We start from the raw sequence: 19910 nt of genomic DNA, 5'->3' as shown, positions 1-19910 counted from the left end.
GCACAGCGCGCCTAAGACCATTTTCCGAAAGATGACGTATGGCGGGTATCGAACACAAAACAGTGGAGCCGGACGAGGCGGGCATGCGGCTCGATCGCTGGTTCAAGGTGCACTTCCCGGGGCTCGGATTCGGCCCACTCCAGAAGCTTCTACGATCGGGTCAGGTCCGCGTCGATGGCGGGCGCGTGAAAAGCGATACGCGCGTGCAGCCAGGGCAGGTGGTGCGCGTTCCGCCGCTCGATGTCGACGCCAAGTCGAAAAACACGCCGATCGCCGGCCATGATCTGAAACACGGGGGCGATTACGAGCTTCTGCAGCGCATGGTGCTGCATGAAGACGACAAGGTGATCGTCTTGAACAAGCCGGCCGGTCTTGCCGTGCAGGGCGGGTCCGGTGTGACGCGGAATATCGACAAGATGCTCGAAGCATGGACCAGCCCGAAGGGCGAAAAGCCGAGGCTGGTGCATCGCCTCGACCGCGATACATCCGGCGTCCTTGTCATCGCCCGCACCCGAGGCGCCGCACAGAAATTGACGGCAGCGTTTCGCGAGCGTGATACCAAAAAGACCTATTGGTCGTTGGTAAGAGGCGTTCCGCGCAAGCACGAGGACAAAATCTCGACCTGGCTGGTGAAGGAAGCGACCGCGGATGGCGACCGGATGCGTGTTGCCAAGCACGGCGAAGACGGAGCCGATCACGCGATTTCCTACTATCGCGTCCTGGAAACCGCCGCGCAGAACCTCGCTTGGCTTGAGATGGAACCCTATACCGGACGGACGCATCAGCTTCGCGTTCACGCGCTTCATATCGGTCACCCGATCATTGGCGACCCCAAGTATTTCATCGAGGATCCGAACTGGGATGTCCCGGGCGGTATCCAGAAGCGGCTGCACCTGCATGCGCGCAAGATCGACATTCCGCACCCCTCCGGCGGCCGACTGCGCGTCAGTGCTCCTTTGCCGCCGCATATGGTGCAGACCTGGAACCTGCTCGGCCTCGATCTCGCATCCCAGGAAAGGGAAGACGACGAATGAGGCTCGCACTCTTCGATTGCGACGGGACGCTGGTCGACAGCGCCGCGCTGATCCATGAGGTGATGGCGCGGACATTCGTGCATTTCGGCTATGACCGGCCTGATGTCTCGTTGACGAAGTCGATCATCGGACTGACGCTGGATATCGCAATTGCGCGGATGCAGGGCAAGCCTCACGTCGACGACGAAGCGATCGCAATGACGGTGCACTACAAGGCGATCTATCTCGGCGTTCGTGACGAACCTGGAATGGACGTGCCGCTCTTTAGTGGCATCAAGCCGCTGATCGATGAGTTGGCGCGGAATGATGACATTCTGATCGGTGCGGTAACCGGCAAGTCGCGTCGCGGTCTCGTCCACATTCTCGAAACACACGGTTTTGCACCACATTTTATCGTTTCGCGTACCGCAGACGACTGCCCATCGAAGCCACATCCAGCTATGGTAACGGAGTGCTGCAGTGAGACCGGCACAAGTCCCGCCGATGCCATCGTGATCGGCGATGCGGTCTACGATATGCAGATGGCGAAAGCCGCAGGCGCCAAGGCGGTCGGTGTCTCGTGGGGCTATGCCAGTGTGGACGACTTGATGGGTGCGGGTGCCGACAGCATTGTTCGCCACCCGAGCGATGTTTTGAAGCACTTTTCCTGAGGTGAAGCATGCGTGATCTGTTGAACGACATAGCAGAGGGATTGAGCCATCCCGACCCGATCCGTCGCGCCCAGATCCAGATGAAGAAGCCATTGCCGAAGCGCTTCTATAAGACGGTCACAGTCGGGGAACTCGACGAATGCTTTTCCATCGAGCTGGACGGCAAGGCTATCCGCACGCCAGCCCGCAAGCTGCTGGTCGTCGCGACGAAGCCGCTTGCGGAACTTTTAGTGCTTGAATGGGATGCGCAGGCCGACCTCATCGACCCTTCGACCATGCCCGTGACGCGGCTCGTCAACACCGCTATCGATGGGGTTGCACCCGACAAGCAGGCCGTCTTCGAAGACATTCTACGCTTCTCTTCGAGCGATCTCATCTGCTATCGCGCCGATGCACCGCAAGCTCTCGTCGAGCGTCAGAAGGAGTTTTGGGATCCAGTGCTCGATTGGGCTGGCAATTCTCTCGGCGCGCGCTTTATCCTGATCGAGGGCGTCATGCATCGCGACCAGCCGCGCGAAGCTAGTTCTGCGTTTTCCGCGGCATTGCGACGGCACGACAATGCGACTGTCCTGGCTGCCCTACATACTATCACGACGTTGACCGGCTCCGCGCTGCTAGCGCTTGCCTTTGCCGAAGGCGTCCTGCCGGCAAAGAAGGTTTGGTCGCTCGCGCATCTCGACGAAGACTGGACGATCGAGCATTGGGGAAGCGACGAAGAATCCGAGGAACGGCGCGAGAAACGCTTCGAGGACTTCAATGCAGCCGCTGACGTTTTTTTGGCCATGAAAGGCTGAAACATATTGCTTTGAGAATGGTTATCGCGAAAATCTGCGACTCTATCGGGGGCGGACGCGGATTTTCTGGATGAACTGGCTCAAGTCGTGCTTTTTTCGGGTTGCGCTTATCTGCATCGCCCTGGCGTCCTGCTCGATCTTCGCGAAGGAACAAGCCGGACCTCTCTATGACGTCCGAAGCGCCGTCGTTGTCAGCCCACAGAAGATACCGCCGGCAATCCTTGCCGGCGTCGGTGATCGCGTAAATGCCGCCATCAACGCCACGGTGCGAACCGAAGTCTATCCGCGTGTCGTGCTGACGATCCGGATCCTTTACGTCGAAAAGGGCCAGGGCTTCGACAAGAGCCGGAATGTCGCGAAGGTCAGCATCGACGCCGCCTCCGTCGAGGATGGATCGGTCATCGCTGTCAGTTCGTTCGAAGTGACCAGCTTTTCCAACAGTCCCACGGCAGCCGACGAGATCCTTGCCGAGGATATCGCCGCCCGCATTTGTTCCGCTTTCTCGCTGCGCGCCGGACGCGCTTGAACAGGCCGCGAGATCCGCGGCAAGGGGTATCCATGAAGGGAATTCTCGAAGAACTCGAACGTCGCCGCGGTATTGCAAGGCTTGGCGGAGGCAGGGCGCGTATCGATGCCCAGCATCAGCGCGGCAAGCTGACGGCGCGCGAGCGAATTGATCTTTTCCTCGACGAGGACTCCTTTGAGGAGTTCGACATGTTCGTCGAGAATCGGTCCAACGACTTCGGGATGGACAAGACCCGAATTGCCGGCGATGGCGTCGTCACCGGCTGGGGAACGGTGAACGGACGAACCGTCTTCGTTTTTGCCAAGGATTTCACGGTATTCGGCGGCTCGCTCTCCGAGGCGCATGCCGAGAAGATCATGAAGGTGCAGGATATGGCGCTCAAAAACAGGGCGCCGATCATCGGCATCTATGACGCCGGCGGCGCTCGCATCCAGGAGGGCGTTGCTGCGCTTGGCGGCTACGCCGAGGTGTTCCAGCGCAATGTGCTCGCTTCCGGCGTCATTCCGCAGATCTCAGTCATCATGGGGCCATGCGCCGGCGGCGACGTCTATTCGCCGGCGATGACCGATTTCATCTTCATGGTCCGCGACACGTCCTACATGTTCGTGACCGGCCCGGATGTGGTGAAGACAGTGACCAACGAGACCGTCACCGCGGAAGAGCTCGGCGGCGCATCGGTGCATACGACCAAATCCTCGATTGCCGACGGCGCCTACGACAATGATGTCGAGGCGTTGTTGCAGGTCCGCCGGCTGATTGATCTTCTGCCGCAATCGAACACCTCGCCGGTGCCGGAAGTCGAATGTTACCAGTCAGTGACGGACACAGATGCATCGCTGGATACGCTGGTGCCTGCGAACGCAAACAAGCCGTACGATATCAAGGAATTGATATTGAAGACGGTGGATGAGGGCGATTTCTTCGAGATCCAGGCGAGCTTCGCCAAAAACATCGTGTGCGGGTTCGGGCGGGTCGAGGGATCGACAGTCGGCTTCGTGGCAAACCAGCCAATGGTGCTCGCCGGCGTGCTCGACAGCGATGCGTCGCGAAAGGCGGCACGGTTCGTCCGCTTTTGCGACTGCTTCAACATCCCGATCGTGACGTTCGTGGATGTGCCAGGCTTCCTGCCGGGAACTGCGCAGGAATATGGCGGGCTGATCAAGCACGGTGCGAAGCTGTTGTTCGCATACGCGGAGGCGACGGTGCCGAAGCTGACGGTGATCACGCGCAAGGCGTTCGGCGGTGCCTATGATGTCATGGCATCCAAGCATCTGAGGGGTGACTTGAACTATGCCTGGCCGACGGCTCAAATCGCGGTGATGGGCGCGAAGGGGGCCGTCGAAATCATTTTCCGGAAGGACATCGCCGATCCCGAAAAGATCGCCGCGCACACGAAAATGTACGAGAACCGATTCCTTTCACCTTTCGTGGCTGCCGAGCGCGGCTATGTGGACGAAGTGATCATGCCGCATTCTACGCGCAGGCGGCTGGCACGCGGCCTCAAGATGCTTCGCAATAAAGACCTGAGCAATCCCTGGAAGAAGCACGACAATATTCCGCTTTGAGGAGACTAAAGTGGGGAAAGCTAAGGAAAATCAACAGGAAGTGATCGCCCGTCAGCGATCCGTGTCTTCATTCCTTTTGGCGAAGCAGCTAACGCTCCGCTGTCTTTACTCAAAAGGAGAGTCTCCATGGAACGACTGAGCGCATACCAGCCCTACGCGCTTGCCGCCCTGCGCGTCATTGCAGCGCTGCTGTTTATCGAACACGGAACAATGAAGCTTTTCGCGTTCCCGGCCGCACAAATGGAGGGGCCGCTGCCGCCATTGCTGCTGGTCGCCGCTCTAATCGAAGTCGTCGGCGGCCTTCTCGTCCTGATCGGCCTGTTCACGCGACCGGTCGCCTTCATTCTGTCGGGACAGATGGCCGTGGCCTACTTCATGGCGCACGGGTCGAAAGCCTTCTGGCCAGCACTGAACGGTGGCGAAGCAGCGATTCTGTTCTGCTTCGTCTTCCTGTTCATCTTCTTCGCCGGACCTGGTGCTCTATCGGTCGACCAGCGCAAGGCCACCGCCTAACAGCGATAAACGCCGTGGCCGGCTTTACCGGCCACGGCTGCGGCTCATGCCGTGGCCTTCAAACCGGCAATCCCGGCGACAATCAGTGAAATGCAGAGCAGACGCGAGGCGGTGGCAGCATCGCCGAGCAGCCAAATGCCGAGCAACACGGTGCCAACACTACCGATACCGGTCCAAACAGCATAAGCCGTCCCGATTGGCAGCGTCTTCACGGCGATGCCCAGCAGCACGACGCTGACAACCATCGAAATGACGGTCAACGTCGTGGGTAGCGGGCGCGTGAATCCATCGGTGTACTTTAGGCCGATTGCCCAGCCGCACTCGAAAAGGCCCGCGAGAAAAAGCAGAAACCAAGCCATCGTTATCTCCATCCCGAGCGAAGACGTCCCCGATGCAGCGAGCTCCACAGAGGGCGCCGCTGACTTGGGAAAACGGTTCAATTCAGGTAGGAAACCACATGGCGGCGCTACCACCCGTTTCTTGCGCACCCTTCAGGCAAGCCGTTTCGCATGCCACTTCAGATGGTCGTCCATGAACGTCGAGATGAAGTAATAGGAATGGTCATAGCGCTCATGCATGCGCAGGGTGACCTTGATATCGGTGTCCTTGACGGCTTCTTCGAAGAGCCAAGGGCGCAAGCCATTCTCCAGGAAACCATCGGCCTTCCCCTGGTCGATCAGGAACTCGGGAAAACGTGCGCCGTCTGCTACCAAGGCGCAAGCATCGTATTTACGCCAGGCCGCCGGGTCTGGGCCAAGGTATTTTTCGAACGCCGGAGCCGACCAATCGGCGGTGGATGGCTCCGCGATCGGTGCGAAAGCCGAGCAGCTCTTGAAACGGTCCGGATTCTTGAGCGCAATGGTCATGGCGCCATGGCCGCCCATCGAGTGGCCGAAGATGCCTTGGCGGCTCATGTCCATGCGGAAGTGTTGGCTGACATGCGCTGGAAGCTCTTCGGTGATGTAGGTGTACATCTGGTAGTTTTCGGACCAGGGCTCCTCGGTCGCGTCGAGGTAGAAGCCGGCGCCCTTGCCCATTTGCCAATTGGTGAGCTCATCTGGGACATCGTTGCCGCGCGGGCTTGTGTCCGGGCAGACGATAATCAGACCGAGTTCGGCGGCCATGCGCCGATACTCGCCCTTTTCCATAACGTTGGCATGCGTGCAGGTTAAGCCAGAGAGGTACCAGACAACCGGGCAGGGCTCCTTGATCGCCTCCGGCGGAACAAAGACTGCAAAGGTCATATCGCACTTGCAGGCGTCGGATTCGTGCGTGAAAACACCCTGCATGCCGCCAAACGCGGTCGTCTGTGAAATGATGTTCATTCTTTACCGTCCGTTCTTGGAGCAAGCGCCTTGGCCCGGCGGCACAGGCGATCGAAAGTTTCGAGGAACCGGGAGCGATCCTTCGGGTTGAAGGCGGCATTGTAACCCTTGCTTTCGCCGGTCTCTCTCAAGTGAGCGCCGAGATCGCGCATGGCACTGGCCATTCCGATATTCGTGTCGTCGAAAACCCGTCCCGTCGGACCGCTGACAAGCGCACCGGTCGCCACGCAGCGGACCGCGAGCGGGACATCGGCGGTGACGACCACGTCACCAGCGCCGGCATGCTCGGCAATCCAGTTGTCGGCGGCATCAAAGGAGGCCGAGACGATGACATTGTGCACCATCGGGTCGCGCGAGGGGCGCAGACCGGAATTGGCGACGAAGGTCACTTCGATGCCGTGGCGCTCGGCGACCTTGAGGATTTCCGGTTTCACCGGGCAGGCGTCTGCATCGACATAAATCATGAATTTCAATCTGCTTTGGCTGAAACGCTACGCGGCACCTGACGGGCGCGTAGCGGCGGTTCGTTCGGGTCTCATAATCCGACGGCTGCCATTCGTTCAAGACATTAGGCTTCCTTCAGCGTGCCTGTCTTCTTCGCCACCCAGGTCGCGATGACATCCATCAGCGTCGGGTTCAGGCAGTCATAGGGCGTGAGGCCGAGTTCGTTCAGGCGGCCGCGTACGCCTGCCATCGCCGAAGGCGGCGTGCCCGACTCGATGATCGAGGAGACGAAGGCCGCAAATGTCGGCTCCGGCCAGCCGCCTTCCTGGAAGCGTTCCGGATGGACGAAGTCGAGCCCTTTGAACGCATGTTCGCGCTCCACCGGTCCGTACATGTGGACGCCGCAAGCCTTGCAGGCGTGGCGCTGAATAAGCGCATCAGGATCGACGACGTGCAGCTTGTCGCCATTTTCAAGCACGGTGACGCTTTCATGCGGGGTCACCGCGACGACTGAAAAAGCCGCTCCCTTCGGCTTCCAGCATTTGGTGCAACCGCAGGCGTGATTATGGGCGATGGTGCCCTTGATCGCGACCTTCACGGCACGGTCGGTGCAAGCGCAGACCAGTGTGCCGCCATCGAAATTTTCCTGGCCTTTCTTCACGCCGCCGTCGAGGGCGGGGTGTATCGATACTTGACTTGGCATGTTCAGCTCCTCCTCCTTAGCTGCCCACGGCTCCCAAATCAGGATCAATTTGCGAAAAAGCCGCAGGCCATTTCAAAGTCGCGCCGCATTCCGTCGTCTTGTCCTCAATAAAGTACCACGCTTCGGATGCTTTCGCCGGAATGCATGAGCTCGAAGCCCTTGTTGATGTCTTCGAGCGGCATCGTGTGGGTGATCATCGGATCGATCTCGATCTTGCCCTGCATGTACCAATCGACGATCTTGGGCACGTCGGTGCGGCCGCGGGCGCCACCGAAGGCCGTGCCCATCCAGCTGCGGCCGGTGACCAGCTGGAACGGCCGGGTGGAGATCTCCTGGCCAGCGCCGGCAACGCCGATGACGACCGACTTGCCCCAGCCGCGGTGGCTGGCTTCCAGCGCCTGGCGCATGACCTTGGTGTTGCCGGTGCAGTCGAAGGTGTAGTCGGCGCCGCCGATCTGGTCGGCACCGCGCTTTGTCATGTTGACGAGGTAGGGCACGATGTCGTCGCCGACCTCCTTGGGATTGACGAAATGCGTCATGCCGAAGCGCTCGCCCCATTCCTTCTTGTCGTTGTTGAGATCGACGCCGATGATCATGTCGGCACCGGCAAGGCGAAGTCCCTGGATGACGTTGAGGCCGATGCCGCCGAGGCCGAAGACGATGGCGGTCGCGCCGATCTCGACCTTGGCGGTGTTGATCACCGCGCCGATGCCGGTCGTCACGCCGCAGCCGATGTAGCAGATCTTGTCGAAGGGGGCGTCGGGATTGACCTTGGCAACGGCAATCTCCGGCAGCACCGTGTAGTTGGCGAAGGTCGAGCAGCCCATGTAGTGATGGATCTTGTCCTTGCCGATCGAGAAGCGCGAGGTGCCATCCGGCATCAGGCCCTGGCCCTGGGTGGCGCGGATCGCGGTGCACAGATTGGTCTTGCGCGACAGGCAGGACGGGCATTCGCGGCATTCCGGCGTATAGAGCGGAATGACATGGTCGCCCTTCTTCACCGACGTGACGCCGGGACCGACATCGACGACGATGCCGGCGCCCTCATGGCCGAGGATTGCCGGAAACAGACCTTCCGGATCGGCGCCCGACAACGTGAAGTCGTCGGTGTGGCAGATGCCGGTCGCCTTGACCTCGACCAGCACTTCGCCGGCCCGCGGTCCCTCCAGCTGCACGGTCATCACTTCGAGCGGTTTGCCAGCTTGTACGGCAACGGCGGCGCGAACGTCCATGTCAGGTGTCTCCTGCTGATTTGATTGCGCGGACCTTTGCACGCACGGCGCTGCCGGCTCAAGGAAAAACTGTCCGGATGCGTGAGTTTCAGCCTCGAATACGCTGATTGCGCCAGCCACTGCGCGGCTTGCGTCAGAAGAGCTTTTCGGTTGCGAAAATAATGGCATAGCCATGTATCGCAATAGCCGCATAGAGACCGAAGGCAACGAGCATGCGCTCGCCATCCTTCATCTCGTCGAGCGTCTGGCGCGGCTTGACTGAGCCGCCGCTGACGAGACTGACAAGCGTGAAGACGAGCAAGCCCATCGTCAGCATTTTCGCGGGCAAACCGATTTGGAATCCGATGCCGAGAATGCAGAGCGTTACCACGAAGCTGGCGGCTATCTGCGACCTTGGCGTGCGAAAAATCTGCCGGAGGACCTGGCCTCCATCGAAGCGATGCATCGGCAGTAAATTCAGCAGGTTGAAAGCACCGAGAATCAACATGAAAACGAGCAGAGGCGCCCGTGACGCCGAAGGCAGTAGGCTCACGTCCGAAAGCTGCGTGGCGACCGCAAGGATGGGGACCAGAAAGGCCGACATTCCCGCGCCCATCAGCGCACAGGTTGCCACTTCGAACAACGAACGGTACGGCCTGCCGCCGACGGCAATGCCGCCAAGCAGCGGCACAAAGATCATTCTGACCGATGCATGGCCGAACATGCGGTAAGCGGCCATATGGCCCAGCTCGTGCAGCGCTATGACGAGCGTCAGGAAAGTCGAGAGCATAAGGCCACTCGCATTGAGCCCGAAGAACGGCCAGAGCAGCAGAGTCGACAAAACCGCAAGACCGCCCTGGACCAGCGGTCGCTCGAAGTAACCCTGCGGCAGGGATTCGCCCGTCTTCAACCATCCGTCCAGCGCCTGCAATTCACGGCGCAGGAAAAAATAGCGAAACATGAGGAAAGCCAGTCCGCGATAGCGGTCAGTCTGCTCCACCTCCAGCAAGGCACCATCTGATGTCGGTCGAATGATGCGCCGCTCGCGGTAGTCATTCCAGAACGCGGGGTCCAGCGTGCTGTCATCAATGATGCGAGACTGGAACCCGTGGGCGTTCTTCGCGACGTATGGCAGCGGTTCAAGTGCGAGAAGTCTGCGTGACGGCGCGCCGGTCTTGTCGAGATGCCGGTAGGTTTGCTCCACAATGCCCCGGCGATTGGCGAGCGCGCGACTGCTGACGACAGAGTGGTGCCAGGATGCATCGGGACCGGCGGGATTCATCGCCTTCCAGAGTATATCGGGGGAGCATCGATAGATCCGGCGAAGGCAGATGGTTCTACGCCCCAGCGGAGCGCGCATCAAAAGCCAGAGAAGGCCAAGATTTATGATCAGCAAGAGGACCGCCGATTGCAGCGCCGTCATTTGCTACCTCCATCCAGAATCCGACCGGGGAGGCGCAACGATAGGCAATCAGCGGTTAACAAAACCTAATCGCCGCGACTGTTAGCAGCATCGGCGTTCGTCAGGCAAACTCGAGTATCACGGCATCGACAGCTAGGCTCTCTCCCGGCTTGGCGTTTATTTTGCTGACGACGAGATCGCGTTCGGCGCGGAGAACATTCTCCATTTTCATGGCCTCGACGACGGCAAGCGTTTCACCGGCTTTGACTTCCTGCCCCTCGACTACGGCGATGGAAACGACGAGACCGGGCATCGGGCAGAGCAGCAGCTTCGACGTATCCGGTGGAAGCTTGACCGGCATCAATCTCTCGAGCTCGGCATGACGCTGCGTCAGCACCTTGGCTTTCAGGGATATTCCTTGCCAGTCCAGCCGAAGACCGTTGAGAATAGGGCGGATTTGCGCAACCACGCTCTGGCCCGCGACATTGCCGCGCCACACGGCGTCGCCAGGTCTCCAGTCGGTGACGACGTTAAAAGTCTTGCCGCCGATCTCGATGTCCATGTCGAACGGGATCGTCACGAGCCCGTCCACCAAACGTGCATCCACGTAGCTGTCACCGAGCCTGACGGTCCATTCCTCCCGGCTCGCGCCGGACGGGGGGCGCAACCTGTCGGCGAAACGCTCCCTGCGGTTGGCTTCAATGAGAGACGCTGAAAGAGCGACTGCCGCCAGAAGGGCCTCCTGACCCGCATTCGGCGCCACCGGGGCAAAGCCGTCCGGATACTCTTCGGCGATGAAACCGGTCGACAGACGTCCTTCGCGCCAGCGAGGATGCTTCATCAGTGCAGCAAGGAAGGGGACGTTGTGTTCGATTCCATCGACAACGAAGCCGTCGAGTGCCTCGCCCATCGCTTCGATCGCCTCCAGGCGCGTCGGCGCCCAGGTGCAGAGCTTTGCGATCATCGGATCGTAATACATCGAAATCTCGGCACCCTCGAAGACGCCGGTGTCATTGCGCACAATGGCGCTCGCGGATTTGCCTTCAGCGGGCGGCCGGTATCGCGTCAGGCGCCCGATAGACGGCAGGAAATTGCGGTAGGGATCCTCGGCGTACAAACGGCTCTCGACGGCCCAGCCGTTCAGCTTTATGTCGCTTTGCGCAAACGGAAGCCTCTCACCGGCAGCAACGCGGATCATTTGCTCGACCAGATCGATACCGGTGACCAGTTCGGTGACTGGATGCTCGACCTGCAGGCGGGTGTTCATTTCCAGAAAATAGAAATTGCGGTCACGATCGACGATGAACTCCACGGTGCCGGCGCTTTGGTATTCCACAGCGCGGGCGAGTGCGACGGATTGCTCACCCATCGCCGTGCGGGTCTTAGTATCGAGGAAGGGCGAGGGTGCCTCTTCGGCAACTTTCTGGTTGCGGCGCTGGATCGAGCACTCACGCTCACCGAGATAGACCACATTGCCGTGTGCGTCCGCGAGTACCTGGATCTCGATGTGACGGGGCTCGACAACATATTTCTCGATGAAGACGCGGTCGTCGCCGAACGAGCTCTTCGCCTCCGAACGAGCCCGATCGAAACCGTCGCGTACTTCCGCCTCGTTCCAGGCAATGCGCATGCCCTTGCCGCCGCCGCCGGCCGACGCCTTGATCATGACGGGATAACCGATCTCGGCTGCGATCTTTTCCGCGTGCGATGCGTCCTCGATCACGCCGAGGTAGCCAGGGACGGTGGAGACCTCGGCGGCGTTGGCAAACTTCTTCGACTCGATCTTGTCGCCCATCGCCATGATGGCCTTCGGCTTTGGACCGATGAAGACAATGCCTTCCTTCTCGAGTGCCTCGCAAAACGATGCCCGTTCGGACAGAAAGCCGTAGCCGGGATGGACGGCTTCCGCACCCGTCTGCTTGCAGGCAGCGATGATCTTATCCGCCACGAGATAGCTTTCGGCGGCCGTCGCAGGACCGATATGAACGGCCTCATCAGCCATTTCCACGTGGAGTGCATCCCGATCCGCATCCGAATAGACCGCGACCGTCGCAATTCCCATGCGGCGCGCGGTCTTGATAACGCGGCAAGCGATCTCGCCGCGATTCGCGATCAGAATTTTCTTGAACATGGAGACTCCACCCAAAACATGCGTTCCGGAGTTTTACGCATAAACACCGGAACGCACAATCAGCCGAAAAAATATCGGCGGGTGTCAGGCGACCGCGGTTTCGTTTCCGAAGCTATCATCCACGATCCTGAGCCAGCGGCTGCGGCGTGGGGGCTCGGCATAGTCAACGAGTTGTAGCGCCGAGAGAATGTCGGCCCAACGCGGGTGATTACCGACGGGCAGCGTCTCCTCGGCGATCTGCATCAGGACGCTCCAGGTGAGGGGCGGTGCCTTGATGACGCCGGCATCGCTTACGCTCCGCAGAACCCGCATCACGTAGTCGATGTCCTGGCGGGTGATGCCCTTTCGATCGATCGCACGAGATAGCGTGTAGCCGCCGATGTTTTCCACCAGGGCAAGACGCAACTGGTCGAGCGCGAAGGCGCGCAGCTCATCCGGCACGTTGGCCGAGATCTCCATTGCGTGCAGAACCAATTCGAGCTCGATCGCCGAATTGACCACGCCGTCGGTTGCGACCATGCGCATGAGCCAGGTCACATTGATCTCATCGAGAGACCCTTGAGGGTAGGTGTAGTTGACAATGAAACCGGCGAGCTGCTCCACAAAGAAGGCGTTCCACTCCGGGCATTTTTCGGGGCAGGAATTATTCAGGGCCAGCATGGCGACCACGTCGTGCGCGGTCCGGATGCCTTCCGGGAAGGTGTGCTTGCGCAGCAGACTTATGTCTTCGGCCGTCAGCCGATGCTTCCCGGCAATCACACATGCCGGAAAAGCAAGACGGAATTCGCTCATCTTTTGTCTCCAAACCTCATCATGAGGCCGAAGGGCCTTCTACCGCGAGCGAATTGATGATCCCTCAAGAAGCAGTGTTAACGGCGCGCTCAATCAGTCACGACGTTTTTAATGATCGCGCCTGCACGCGCTCCCGCCAGATGATGAAGAGACCGGAAGCGACGATGATCAGGATACCGATCCACTTCGAAAAGTTCGGAAAATCGCCGAAGAGCGCGTAGCCGAGCACCGTTGCGGAAATGATTTCGAAATACTGGAAGGGTGCGAGCAGCGACAGCGGTGCCAGCCGGAAAGCTCGTACGATGACCATATGAGCATAGCCCGAAATCGTCCCAAGGATCAGCAGCAAAGCAAGCGCCAACGCAGAGGAAGGCAAGGAGGGATGGAAATCGCCGACGCCGAGCCCATTGCCCACGGTCAATGCGGCGGCCATGAAGGCGGTGCCGCCGATGCCTGCCATCGTCTGCATTGTCAGCGGTGAATCGGCATCGCCGATCGCCCGATTCAGAAAAAGATAAAGCGAGTAGAGGAAGGCACAGAAAACGGGCAGGAGCGCTTTCAGGCCAAAAATCTCGTAGCTCGGCTGGATGACGATCATTGCGCCACCGAAACCGACGGCGATCGCCATCCACCGACGCCAGCCGACCTTGTCGCCGAGGAAGATCGCCGACAGCGCGGTGAGCATGAGCGGCTCGACGAAATAGATCGCGAAGACGTCCGCGAGAGGCATGTATTTCACGGCAACGAAGAAGAGGAGACTGGCTGCTCCGTGGAGGACCCCGCGCAAAAGATTCATCCAGGGCCGCTTTGCATGCAGCGCCTTACGGCCGAAGATCAAGAACAGGAACGGCAGCGTGCAGACGAGCTGGAAAAAGAACCGGTAGAATGTCACCTGGCCGGGCGACATTGCCTCGAAGGTCGCCATGTATTTGGCGATTGCGTCCATCGCCGGCAGCACGAGCATCGCGCCCACCATCAGGGCCATTCCCTGAAGAGGATTTTGGTGTTCCGGAGGATTGCGCATCGCTGAGGTTCTACATTCGGTTCAGGCGGCTATACCGAAAGTCACCCGCTTGGTGAAGGGGCGGAATCAGCCGAAGGGACCGAAGCCGGGTGCATAGTCCCCCTTCGGATGTCGGGTGGAGCCTTCCCGGAGCGACAAAAACAAACGCCTGATGGAGCATCGAAGCATCGGCTTGGTTAGGGCCTCGATGCAAACGGAGGAAAATTCCATGCAAGTCAGTCGAACCATGACACACACTGCGACCGGGAACGAGTTCGACACATATCAGGGGCATCGACTTGTAACGCCCGTTGCAGATAGGTCGGACCCTGCCAGTCTCGAGGATCGACAGCCTCCCTTTCTCGCGGGATTGAAGACGGGCGACCACGTCGCCTGAGCCCGAGGGCGTTTCAAACCACGTCGCCCTTTGCCGCACCTGGGCACTATGCGCTCTCGGGAGACGTCGTTTCCCCTAAATATTCGGCGTGGATTTGCATGCGAGACTGAGTAGCGTGACGTCGCTCACATCGGCGATGCTGCGGCCCGTGACCGCTTCGATACGCTGAAGGCGTTGATAGAGGGTGTTCGGGTGAATGCCCAAAGCCTGAGCGCTACGCGTTACCGACTTTCCCTCCTGAACGTAACGCAAAAGGGTTTCACGAAGGACGCGATGCCTCGGGTCCTGAACGAGGGCTCCTAGGATGTTGTGGACGAAGGCAAGGTCGTCCTGCCGTGCCTGTCCTTTCAGAAGTAGCTCCAGTCCCATTTCGCGGTATCGGAGATGTCCTGCACGGCCACGGGGTGAAAGCCCTTCGGCGGCCTGCGAGGCGAGGTCCCGCGAATTGAAATGATGCTCGTTTGCGTCATAGATCTCACTCGCTCCAATGGAGATCGACAGCCCGGTCGCCACGTTCGCGATCACGTTGAGATTGCGTTCGAGCGCTGCGGTGGTGGACGCGGAGACAAACATGATCACCTGTTCGTTCTCGTGGAAGATCAGCGCATTCGGTGTGGTCATCGCCTGCTGCAGATCGGATTCCAGCTTGTACAAGGATAAGACGGCGTTGGTCGGATCCGTTATTCGAGGCCGGAGCGACGAAGATCTGGTGGAGGCAGTCAAGCCTGAACCCGAAATGAGTCCCGCGTCCCTCGGACTCCAACCGAGTCGACAGCGCCTCGAAGTGCGCTTTCTTGCGCGCGTTCAAAACGTCCATCCGCGACCATGTCCCGCAATCGGGAGCCTCGATTCAACTTTCTCGATCCGTGGGGACACCATGTCGAGCTCTTGGAATACCGGGACGTGCAGTTCACGAAAACGACGCGTGTGCTCAACGCCTCGGCGTTTGGCCGGAGAGCGACGAGGCGAGGGCACAAATGGCCGCAAAGGGATTCCTTTGATCCACGTGGTAGAGGACGCGGCGACGGCAAGCGCGCCGCGCCCGGTGTGCTTGTCATTGCCCCGAGGTCAGGGTCGGCTCCCATTTGAAGCGGTCGCCGTCCGACTGGATATGGCCGACGCCTGGGAACGGAAAGTGTGGGGCGAAGATGAGCTCGTTTGTTTGCGCGAGCTTCTTCAACGTATCGATTCGGTTCCTTTCGCCGCCGGCCACGTCGTTGTCAAAGCTGACCGGCCATTCCGGTTTGGCAAGCGAAATGATCGAGCTGTGGACGGTGTCGCCGATGTCGAACAGCTTCTCTTTGCCGGATACGATCTGAAAGCCGACATGGCCCGGCGTATGCCCTTTCAATCCGACCGAGGTAATGCCGGAGGCGACATTGGCGCCCGGCTTGAAGGTCTTCACATGGCCGTCGATTGTCTTGACGATATCTTCGAGCTGGCCGTTCTTCTTGGCGAACGCCCACTCGGCCGACGACATGCGGATGGCGGCCTTGGGAAAGGCAAGCTTGCCGTCCTTGACGAGGCCGCCGATGTGATCGGGATGCGAATGCGTGATCAGCACGTCCGTGACGTCCTCCGGCTTGTAGCCAGCCTGAGCGAGAGACTGTTGAAGCGCACCGCCCACGCCGGTGTCGATGAGGATCAGCCGCTTCGGCCCCTTGACCAACAGCGCGTCGACGCTGAGCGTCACAGTATCCGTGGGCGCACCAGCCGCCTTCAACACTTCTCCGACTTCTTCAGGGCTGTGGCCAACGCCGAATATCTTGCTGTCGTTCGGTCTAACAAACTGAGCGTCATGCAAGGCCACAATGGTATGCATCCGAGCAATCACGCGGGATGAAGGCTCGCGCGTGAACTTCAGCCGGGTTATGATCGAGTGATACGGTTCAAGTTGGGTCCTTTTGCATGCCTTCAGATTTTTCGGCGCGCTCTTCGGGCCCATTTGGCAGCCAGATCGTCGACGGCTTTGTTGAGTTGGCTGAGGTTGGCATTGCCAGGATCGTAATCGCTGCCGCCCCACCATTCGACGAGTTCGGCATGTCGCTCGTGTGCCGGATCGACAAGCGCCTCGCGGAACTCCTGATACCCCCATGGGCCACCGACGTCCTCGGGTGGGCAGTGTCCTGCCGCTTCGAGGAGCATCGGGCCTTCCGTGCCGATTGCCGGGAAGGTGCGCTCGATCTTGATGCTGTGCGTCCAGCCGTCGCCAAAGTCGTAAAGGTATTTGAACGATTTCGCGCCGGTGTCCTGGACTGCCGACAGCAGCGAGACTTTGCGAGCGTCGATGGGACCATCCCCCCATTCCTCGTCAGGCAATCCAAAACCGACGTCACGCATGCGGAATTCATAAAGATGGCTGTTGGTCCAGCCCATCGCCGCCTGCAACACCTCGTGCAGCCGACTGAGCCTGATACGGAATGGCACGACAACACGCCGCATCACCATTGGATCGACTTGATCGAGGGTGACCTTCAGGCGGACGACGGAGGCAGCCATCTTCAGGCCGCCAGCATATGAGCTGTCGCCGACGCACTTTTCCAGTTCCATGGAAGCAGTTCGTGCAGGCGAGAGGCGGGAAGATCAGCGATGCGGGCCAGGACGTCGGCGAGCCAGGCTTTCGGGTCGATGTCGTTGAGGCGGCAGGTCGTAATGAGCGTCAGCATGACGGCGGCACGATCGGCCCCGCGCGGGGAACCGGCGAAGGTCCAATTCCGCCTTCCCAATGCAATACCTCTCAGCGCGCGCTCGGCGGCATTATTCGTGAGACAAACTCTTCCGTCTTCGAGGAAGCGGGCAAAACCATCCCAACGTTTCAGCATGTAGTCCATGGCTTTGATGAGGTCGGAGGATCTGCTGAGCGCGGCACGTTCGCGTTTCAGCCACTCGTGCATGTCGTCGAACAGAGGCTTGCTCTTTTCCTGCCGCACGGCCAGTCGTTCTGCTGCACTCAAGCCGTTGATCTGTCGTTCGATTTCAAACAGGGCGTCAAATCGTTTGACCGCCTCCAGCGCGATCGGGGAGATCGGCCTGCCGTTGCGTTTGCTATCGCGGGCGCTTTTCTCGATATCGGCCAGCTCAAAGAATTTCCGCCGCGCATGGGCATGGCAAAAAGCAAACGTGATCGGCACTTCTTTCTTTTCGGCAACCGATATCGGTTCGAACCCGTTGTAACAATCCGTCTGTAGAATGCCGCCATATCCGGCCAGATGTTTTTGCGGATGCTCGCCCCGACGGTCGCTTGAAGCATAGTAGATCGCCGCCGGCGCGGCCCCGCCGCCATAGGGCCTATCATCACACACGTAGGTCCATATGCGCCCGGTCGTGCATTTGCTTTTGGCCCGGATGGGAATGGTGGTGTCGTCGCCAAAAAGCCGCTCAGCCGCAAAGACATGCTTCTCGATCAGATCAACAACCGGCATGAGAGCGGATGTTCCAAAACCAACCTGATCGGCTAGCGTCGAAGTCGAAAGATCGATCCCTTCGCATTTGAACCGGGTGCTCTGGCGGTTGAGCGGGCTGTGCATGCCGAACTTGTCAAACAGGATCGTCGTCAGGAGATGAGGGCCGATAAAGCCGCGCGGCGTGGCATGGAAAGGCGCTGGCGGCTGGCTGATCGCCTCACAATCACGGCAAGAGAACTTTTCCCGCACTGTTTCGATCACTTTGAACCGGCGCGGGATCTCTTCCAGCGTTTCGGTGACGTCCTCACCCAGTTTAGACAGGCGCGAGCCACCGCAGCATACACAATTGATCGGAGGATCGATCACCACGCGCTCGCGCTCGATATCCTCCGGCCAGGGCTTTCGCACCGGCCGTTTGCGCACAAACGGACGCACGGACGAGGTCCGGGCGGCGGCAGCCTGCGCTGCAATCTCATCTTCCGTAGCTGCCGTGACCAGTTCCTCAAGCTGCAATTCCAACTGGTCGATCAGGCGCGCCGTGCGCTCGCTGCTCTGACCGCGCAGTTCGCGCTTGAGCTTGTCGATCCTCAATTCAAGACTGGCGATCAGGGCGTCGCGGTCGGACAGCAGGGCTTGCGCATTAGCAGCTTCGGCAACCGCCACATCACGTTCAGCCTGCAATACCTCGCGCTCGGCCAGCAGCGCCATATAGGCGCCGGCAAGGTCCGCAGGAAGATCGTCAGGCTTCACAGTCATGAAGTCATTCGATCAGATTCTCACTGTATTTTCAATGGAATAATGCTATCCAACCCTCGTTGGACGCCATGTTTCCTGCGGATGGCGCCAGTCTATGCCAGACAGGAGATAGCTGAGCTGTGCAGGTGATATTGCAACCGCACCACCTTCGGCAGAAGGCCATATGAACTTCCCGCGTTCCAATCTTTTTGTGAACAAGCAACTGCCCTGGCCGTCATGCCAAACCAATTTTATCAGGTCACCGCGCCGGCCCCTGAAGCAAAACAAATGACCGCCGAGCGGGTCATGCTTCAAGACCTCCTGCACCCGAAGCGCCAGAGAGGGAAAGCCACAGCGCATGTCCGTATACCCCGTCGAAAGCCAGACTTTGACCCCTGTTCCCATCGGAAACGGGTTCATCGCAATGTCTCCAGTCCTCGGACAATCCGCAGCAGAGCCTCAACGTCGACATCGCGGTCCACGATCACACGGCGGCCGTTCGCGCTCAGCACCTCCATAAGGCCACTTTGTGCCATCGAAGGCTTGGTCGCAGCGACCGGGATGCCTGGCTCCGGAACCAACAGGGCAGGAATAAACCCCTCAATGCCACGGCCACTGCCAAGCCGTCCCTCACGTGCTGCCTTACGCCAATCGTTCAACTAAAAGCGCGTGATGCCATGTCGCCGTGCCGTTGCCGTGACCTGCTGGGGAGCGGAATAACTCTCCGCAACGATCGCAAGTTTGGCCTCGTTACTGAAACGGCGACGCCGCCCACTGTCGACAATCTCCATCCGGCTGACTTGCGGCCGGCCCTCTATCGTTACGTCCATCGCTATTACACCGTCTATATTGACGTCCATATAGACAGATCATCCAATTCCGCTCACTTCTCAGCAAGGCGGCCTCCCCCGGATGCATACCCACAATGTCGAATGAGCCGAGTTTGAACGCTTTTGCATCTGGCTGCTGCGGAGGCATCTGCGCTGATGCGGTCGTGGCCAGTGCGGTGGTGAGGGCGAAACAAACGGCGAAGGAAGCTCTGGGAGTGAGCATGACCAATTCCTTTTCATCACGTGAGGGTTTTAGGCAGCCGTATTCTTACGCGCAGATTCCGACCGCAGTCACCTCGATTTCTCGTGAAGACAATGTCGTGCGTGAACGGGGTTTCGATGATCCCACGGTGAATGAAGGAGCGGCAGAGATCTGCCCGATAGAAGGGCTGGTCCTTGAACGCCAGAATGTCGTCTCGTAGACACCAGGACCTTCACCATTGCCGAACCG

At 59.5% G+C, this 19910-nt stretch carries 21 protein-coding genes and 1 pseudogene; 7 read left to right on the top strand and 15 right to left on the bottom strand.

From position 1 onward, the window contains the following. The first annotated feature begins 38 nt into the window (after positions 1–38). From WGT02_RS12205 to WGT02_RS12180, 6 genes are all read left to right on the top strand, one after another. A complete protein-coding gene (locus WGT02_RS12205; protein WP_024312697.1) occupies positions 39–1034 on the top strand; it encodes an RluA family pseudouridine synthase in 996 nt (331 codons plus the stop codon). After that, the gene (locus WGT02_RS12200) at positions 1031–1684 is read left to right on the top strand and encodes an HAD-IA family hydrolase (protein WP_024312696.1); all 654 of its coding nucleotides are present in this window, start codon (positions 1031–1033) and stop codon (positions 1682–1684) included. The genes WGT02_RS12205 and WGT02_RS12200 overlap by 4 nt, the downstream gene beginning before the upstream one ends. An 8-nt stretch (positions 1685–1692) precedes the next feature. Further along, entirely contained in the window at positions 1693–2478 is a 786-nt protein-coding gene (locus WGT02_RS12195; protein ID WP_024312695.1) for an ATP12 family chaperone protein, read from the top strand. Positions 2479–2548: 70 nt separating this feature from the next. Beyond that, entirely contained in the window at positions 2549–3004 is a 456-nt protein-coding gene (locus WGT02_RS12190; protein ID WP_208250348.1) for a hypothetical protein, read from the top strand. Positions 3005–3036: 32 nt separating this feature from the next. Then, a complete protein-coding gene (locus tag WGT02_RS12185; RefSeq protein WP_024312693.1) occupies positions 3037–4569 on the top strand; it encodes an acyl-CoA carboxylase subunit beta in 1533 nt (510 codons plus the stop codon). Positions 4570–4695: 126 nt separating this feature from the next. Beyond that, entirely contained in the window at positions 4696–5082 is a 387-nt protein-coding gene (locus tag WGT02_RS12180; RefSeq protein WP_024312692.1) for a DoxX family protein, read from the top strand. Between the two features lie 44 nt (positions 5083–5126). Here the strand turns inward: WGT02_RS12180 and sugE are convergent, their stop codons facing one another. The 15 genes and pseudogenes from sugE to WGT02_RS12105 form a co-directional block, all read right to left on the bottom strand. Next, positions 5127–5441, bottom strand: a complete 315-nt coding sequence (gene sugE, locus WGT02_RS12175) for a quaternary ammonium compound efflux SMR transporter SugE (RefSeq protein WP_024312691.1) — start codon at positions 5439–5441, stop codon at positions 5127–5129. Between the two features lie 132 nt (positions 5442–5573). Continuing rightward, positions 5574–6407, bottom strand: a complete 834-nt coding sequence (gene fghA / locus WGT02_RS12170) for an S-formylglutathione hydrolase (RefSeq protein WP_024312690.1) — start codon at positions 6405–6407, stop codon at positions 5574–5576. After that, positions 6404–6871 carry a YaiI/YqxD family protein gene (locus tag WGT02_RS12165; RefSeq protein WP_024312689.1) on the bottom strand — a complete coding sequence of 156 codons (468 nt, stop codon included), beginning with the start codon at positions 6869–6871 and terminating at the stop codon, positions 6404–6406. Before WGT02_RS12165 ends, fghA begins: the two co-directional genes overlap by 4 nt. Before the next feature lie 104 nt (positions 6872–6975). Continuing rightward, complete coding sequence (gene gfa, locus WGT02_RS12160) at positions 6976–7554, bottom strand: S-(hydroxymethyl)glutathione synthase (protein ID WP_024312688.1); 579 nt, start codon at positions 7552–7554, stop codon at positions 6976–6978. 104 nt (positions 7555–7658) lie between these two features. Continuing rightward, positions 7659–8786: an S-(hydroxymethyl)glutathione dehydrogenase/class III alcohol dehydrogenase gene (locus tag WGT02_RS12155; RefSeq protein ID WP_024312687.1), complete on the bottom strand. Its 1128-nt coding sequence runs from the start codon at positions 8784–8786 to the stop codon at positions 7659–7661. A gap of 133 nt (positions 8787–8919) precedes the next feature. Then, a complete protein-coding gene (locus WGT02_RS12150; RefSeq protein ID WP_024319005.1) occupies positions 8920–10188 on the bottom strand; it encodes a hypothetical protein in 1269 nt (422 codons plus the stop codon). Positions 10189–10288: 100 nt separating this feature from the next. Then, complete coding sequence (locus WGT02_RS12145; protein WP_024319006.1) at positions 10289–12298, bottom strand: acetyl/propionyl/methylcrotonyl-CoA carboxylase subunit alpha; 2010 nt, start codon at positions 12296–12298, stop codon at positions 10289–10291. A gap of 84 nt (positions 12299–12382) precedes the next feature. Then, entirely contained in the window at positions 12383–13090 is a 708-nt protein-coding gene (locus tag WGT02_RS12140) for a hypothetical protein (protein ID WP_208250350.1), read from the bottom strand. 97 nt (positions 13091–13187) lie between these two features. Then, positions 13188–14066 carry a DMT family transporter gene (locus tag WGT02_RS12135; protein ID WP_037070306.1) on the bottom strand — a complete coding sequence of 293 codons (879 nt, stop codon included), beginning with the start codon at positions 14064–14066 and terminating at the stop codon, positions 13188–13190. 499 nt (positions 14067–14565) lie between these two features. Then, positions 14566–15111: a CdaR family transcriptional regulator gene (locus WGT02_RS12130; protein ID WP_208250351.1), complete on the bottom strand. Its 546-nt coding sequence runs from the start codon at positions 15109–15111 to the stop codon at positions 14566–14568. Between the two features lie 433 nt (positions 15112–15544). After that, entirely contained in the window at positions 15545–16312 is a 768-nt protein-coding gene (locus WGT02_RS12125; RefSeq protein WP_225039655.1) for an MBL fold metallo-hydrolase, read from the bottom strand. Between the two features lie 92 nt (positions 16313–16404). Then, positions 16405–16989, bottom strand: coding sequence for a plasmid pRiA4b ORF-3 family protein (locus tag WGT02_RS12120; RefSeq protein WP_208245634.1), 585 nt, complete (start codon positions 16987–16989; stop codon positions 16405–16407). 2 nt (positions 16990–16991) lie between these two features. Continuing rightward, a complete protein-coding gene (locus WGT02_RS12115) occupies positions 16992–18650 on the bottom strand; it encodes an IS66 family transposase (protein ID WP_208245348.1) in 1659 nt (552 codons plus the stop codon). A gap of 45 nt (positions 18651–18695) precedes the next feature. Then, on the bottom strand, positions 18696–18989 hold the full coding sequence (gene tnpB, locus WGT02_RS12110; protein WP_375679390.1) for an IS66 family insertion sequence element accessory protein TnpB: 294 nt from the start codon (positions 18987–18989) through the stop codon (positions 18696–18698). A 56-nt stretch (positions 18990–19045) separates the two neighbouring features. Beyond that, positions 19046–19459 (bottom strand): annotated as a pseudogene (locus WGT02_RS12105) (transposase). Positions 19460–19572: 113 nt separating this feature from the next. Here WGT02_RS12105 and WGT02_RS12100 point away from each other — a divergent pair. Further along, complete coding sequence (locus WGT02_RS12100) at positions 19573–19881, top strand: hypothetical protein (RefSeq protein WP_208250353.1); 309 nt, start codon at positions 19573–19575, stop codon at positions 19879–19881. The last annotated feature ends 29 nt before the right edge of the window (positions 19882–19910 follow it).

It is taken from the genome of Rhizobium sp. T1470 (assembly GCF_042140505.1).
Lineage (GTDB): Bacteria > Pseudomonadota > Alphaproteobacteria > Rhizobiales > Rhizobiaceae > Rhizobium > Rhizobium favelukesii.
The sequence above is the reverse complement of the archived record's forward strand: the minus strand, read 5'-3'. Positions and strand labels throughout refer to the sequence as shown.

Coding starts and splice junctions, on each gene's coding strand:
- WGT02_RS12205 (WP_024312697.1), top strand. CDS start 39: ATGGCGGGTATCGAACACAAAACAGTGGAGCCGGACGAGGCGGGCATG.
- WGT02_RS12200 (WP_024312696.1), top strand. CDS start 1,031: ATGAGGCTCGCACTCTTCGATTGCGACGGGACGCTGGTCGACAGCGCC.
- WGT02_RS12195 (WP_024312695.1), top strand. CDS start 1,693: ATGCGTGATCTGTTGAACGACATAGCAGAGGGATTGAGCCATCCCGAC.
- WGT02_RS12190 (WP_208250348.1), top strand. CDS start 2,549: ATGAACTGGCTCAAGTCGTGCTTTTTTCGGGTTGCGCTTATCTGCATC.
- WGT02_RS12185 (WP_024312693.1), top strand. CDS start 3,037: ATGAAGGGAATTCTCGAAGAACTCGAACGTCGCCGCGGTATTGCAAGG.
- WGT02_RS12180 (WP_024312692.1), top strand. CDS start 4,696: ATGGAACGACTGAGCGCATACCAGCCCTACGCGCTTGCCGCCCTGCGC.
- sugE (WP_024312691.1), bottom strand. CDS start 5,441: ATGGCTTGGTTTCTGCTTTTTCTCGCGGGCCTTTTCGAGTGCGGCTGG.
- fghA (WP_024312690.1), bottom strand. CDS start 6,407: ATGAACATCATTTCACAGACGACCGCGTTTGGCGGCATGCAGGGTGTT.
- WGT02_RS12165 (WP_024312689.1), bottom strand. CDS start 6,871: ATGATTTATGTCGATGCAGACGCCTGCCCGGTGAAACCGGAAATCCTC.
- gfa (WP_024312688.1), bottom strand. CDS start 7,554: ATGCCAAGTCAAGTATCGATACACCCCGCCCTCGACGGCGGCGTGAAG.
- WGT02_RS12155 (WP_024312687.1), bottom strand. CDS start 8,786: ATGGACGTTCGCGCCGCCGTTGCCGTACAAGCTGGCAAACCGCTCGAA.
- WGT02_RS12150 (WP_024319005.1), bottom strand. CDS start 10,188: ATGACGGCGCTGCAATCGGCGGTCCTCTTGCTGATCATAAATCTTGGC.
- WGT02_RS12145 (WP_024319006.1), bottom strand. CDS start 12,298: ATGTTCAAGAAAATTCTGATCGCGAATCGCGGCGAGATCGCTTGCCGC.
- WGT02_RS12140 (WP_208250350.1), bottom strand. CDS start 13,090: ATGAGCGAATTCCGTCTTGCTTTTCCGGCATGTGTGATTGCCGGGAAG.
- WGT02_RS12135 (WP_037070306.1), bottom strand. CDS start 14,066: ATGGTGGGCGCGATGCTCGTGCTGCCGGCGATGGACGCAATCGCCAAA.
- WGT02_RS12130 (WP_208250351.1), bottom strand. CDS start 15,111: ATGACCACACCGAATGCGCTGATCTTCCACGAGAACGAACAGGTGATC.
- WGT02_RS12125 (WP_225039655.1), bottom strand. CDS start 16,312: ATGCATACCATTGTGGCCTTGCATGACGCTCAGTTTGTTAGACCGAAC.
- WGT02_RS12120 (WP_208245634.1), bottom strand. CDS start 16,989: ATGGCTGCCTCCGTCGTCCGCCTGAAGGTCACCCTCGATCAAGTCGAT.
- WGT02_RS12115 (WP_208245348.1), bottom strand. CDS start 18,650: ATGACTGTGAAGCCTGACGATCTTCCTGCGGACCTTGCCGGCGCCTAT.
- tnpB (WP_375679390.1), bottom strand. CDS start 18,989: ATGCGCTGTGGCTTTCCCTCTCTGGCGCTTCGGGTGCAGGAGGTCTTG.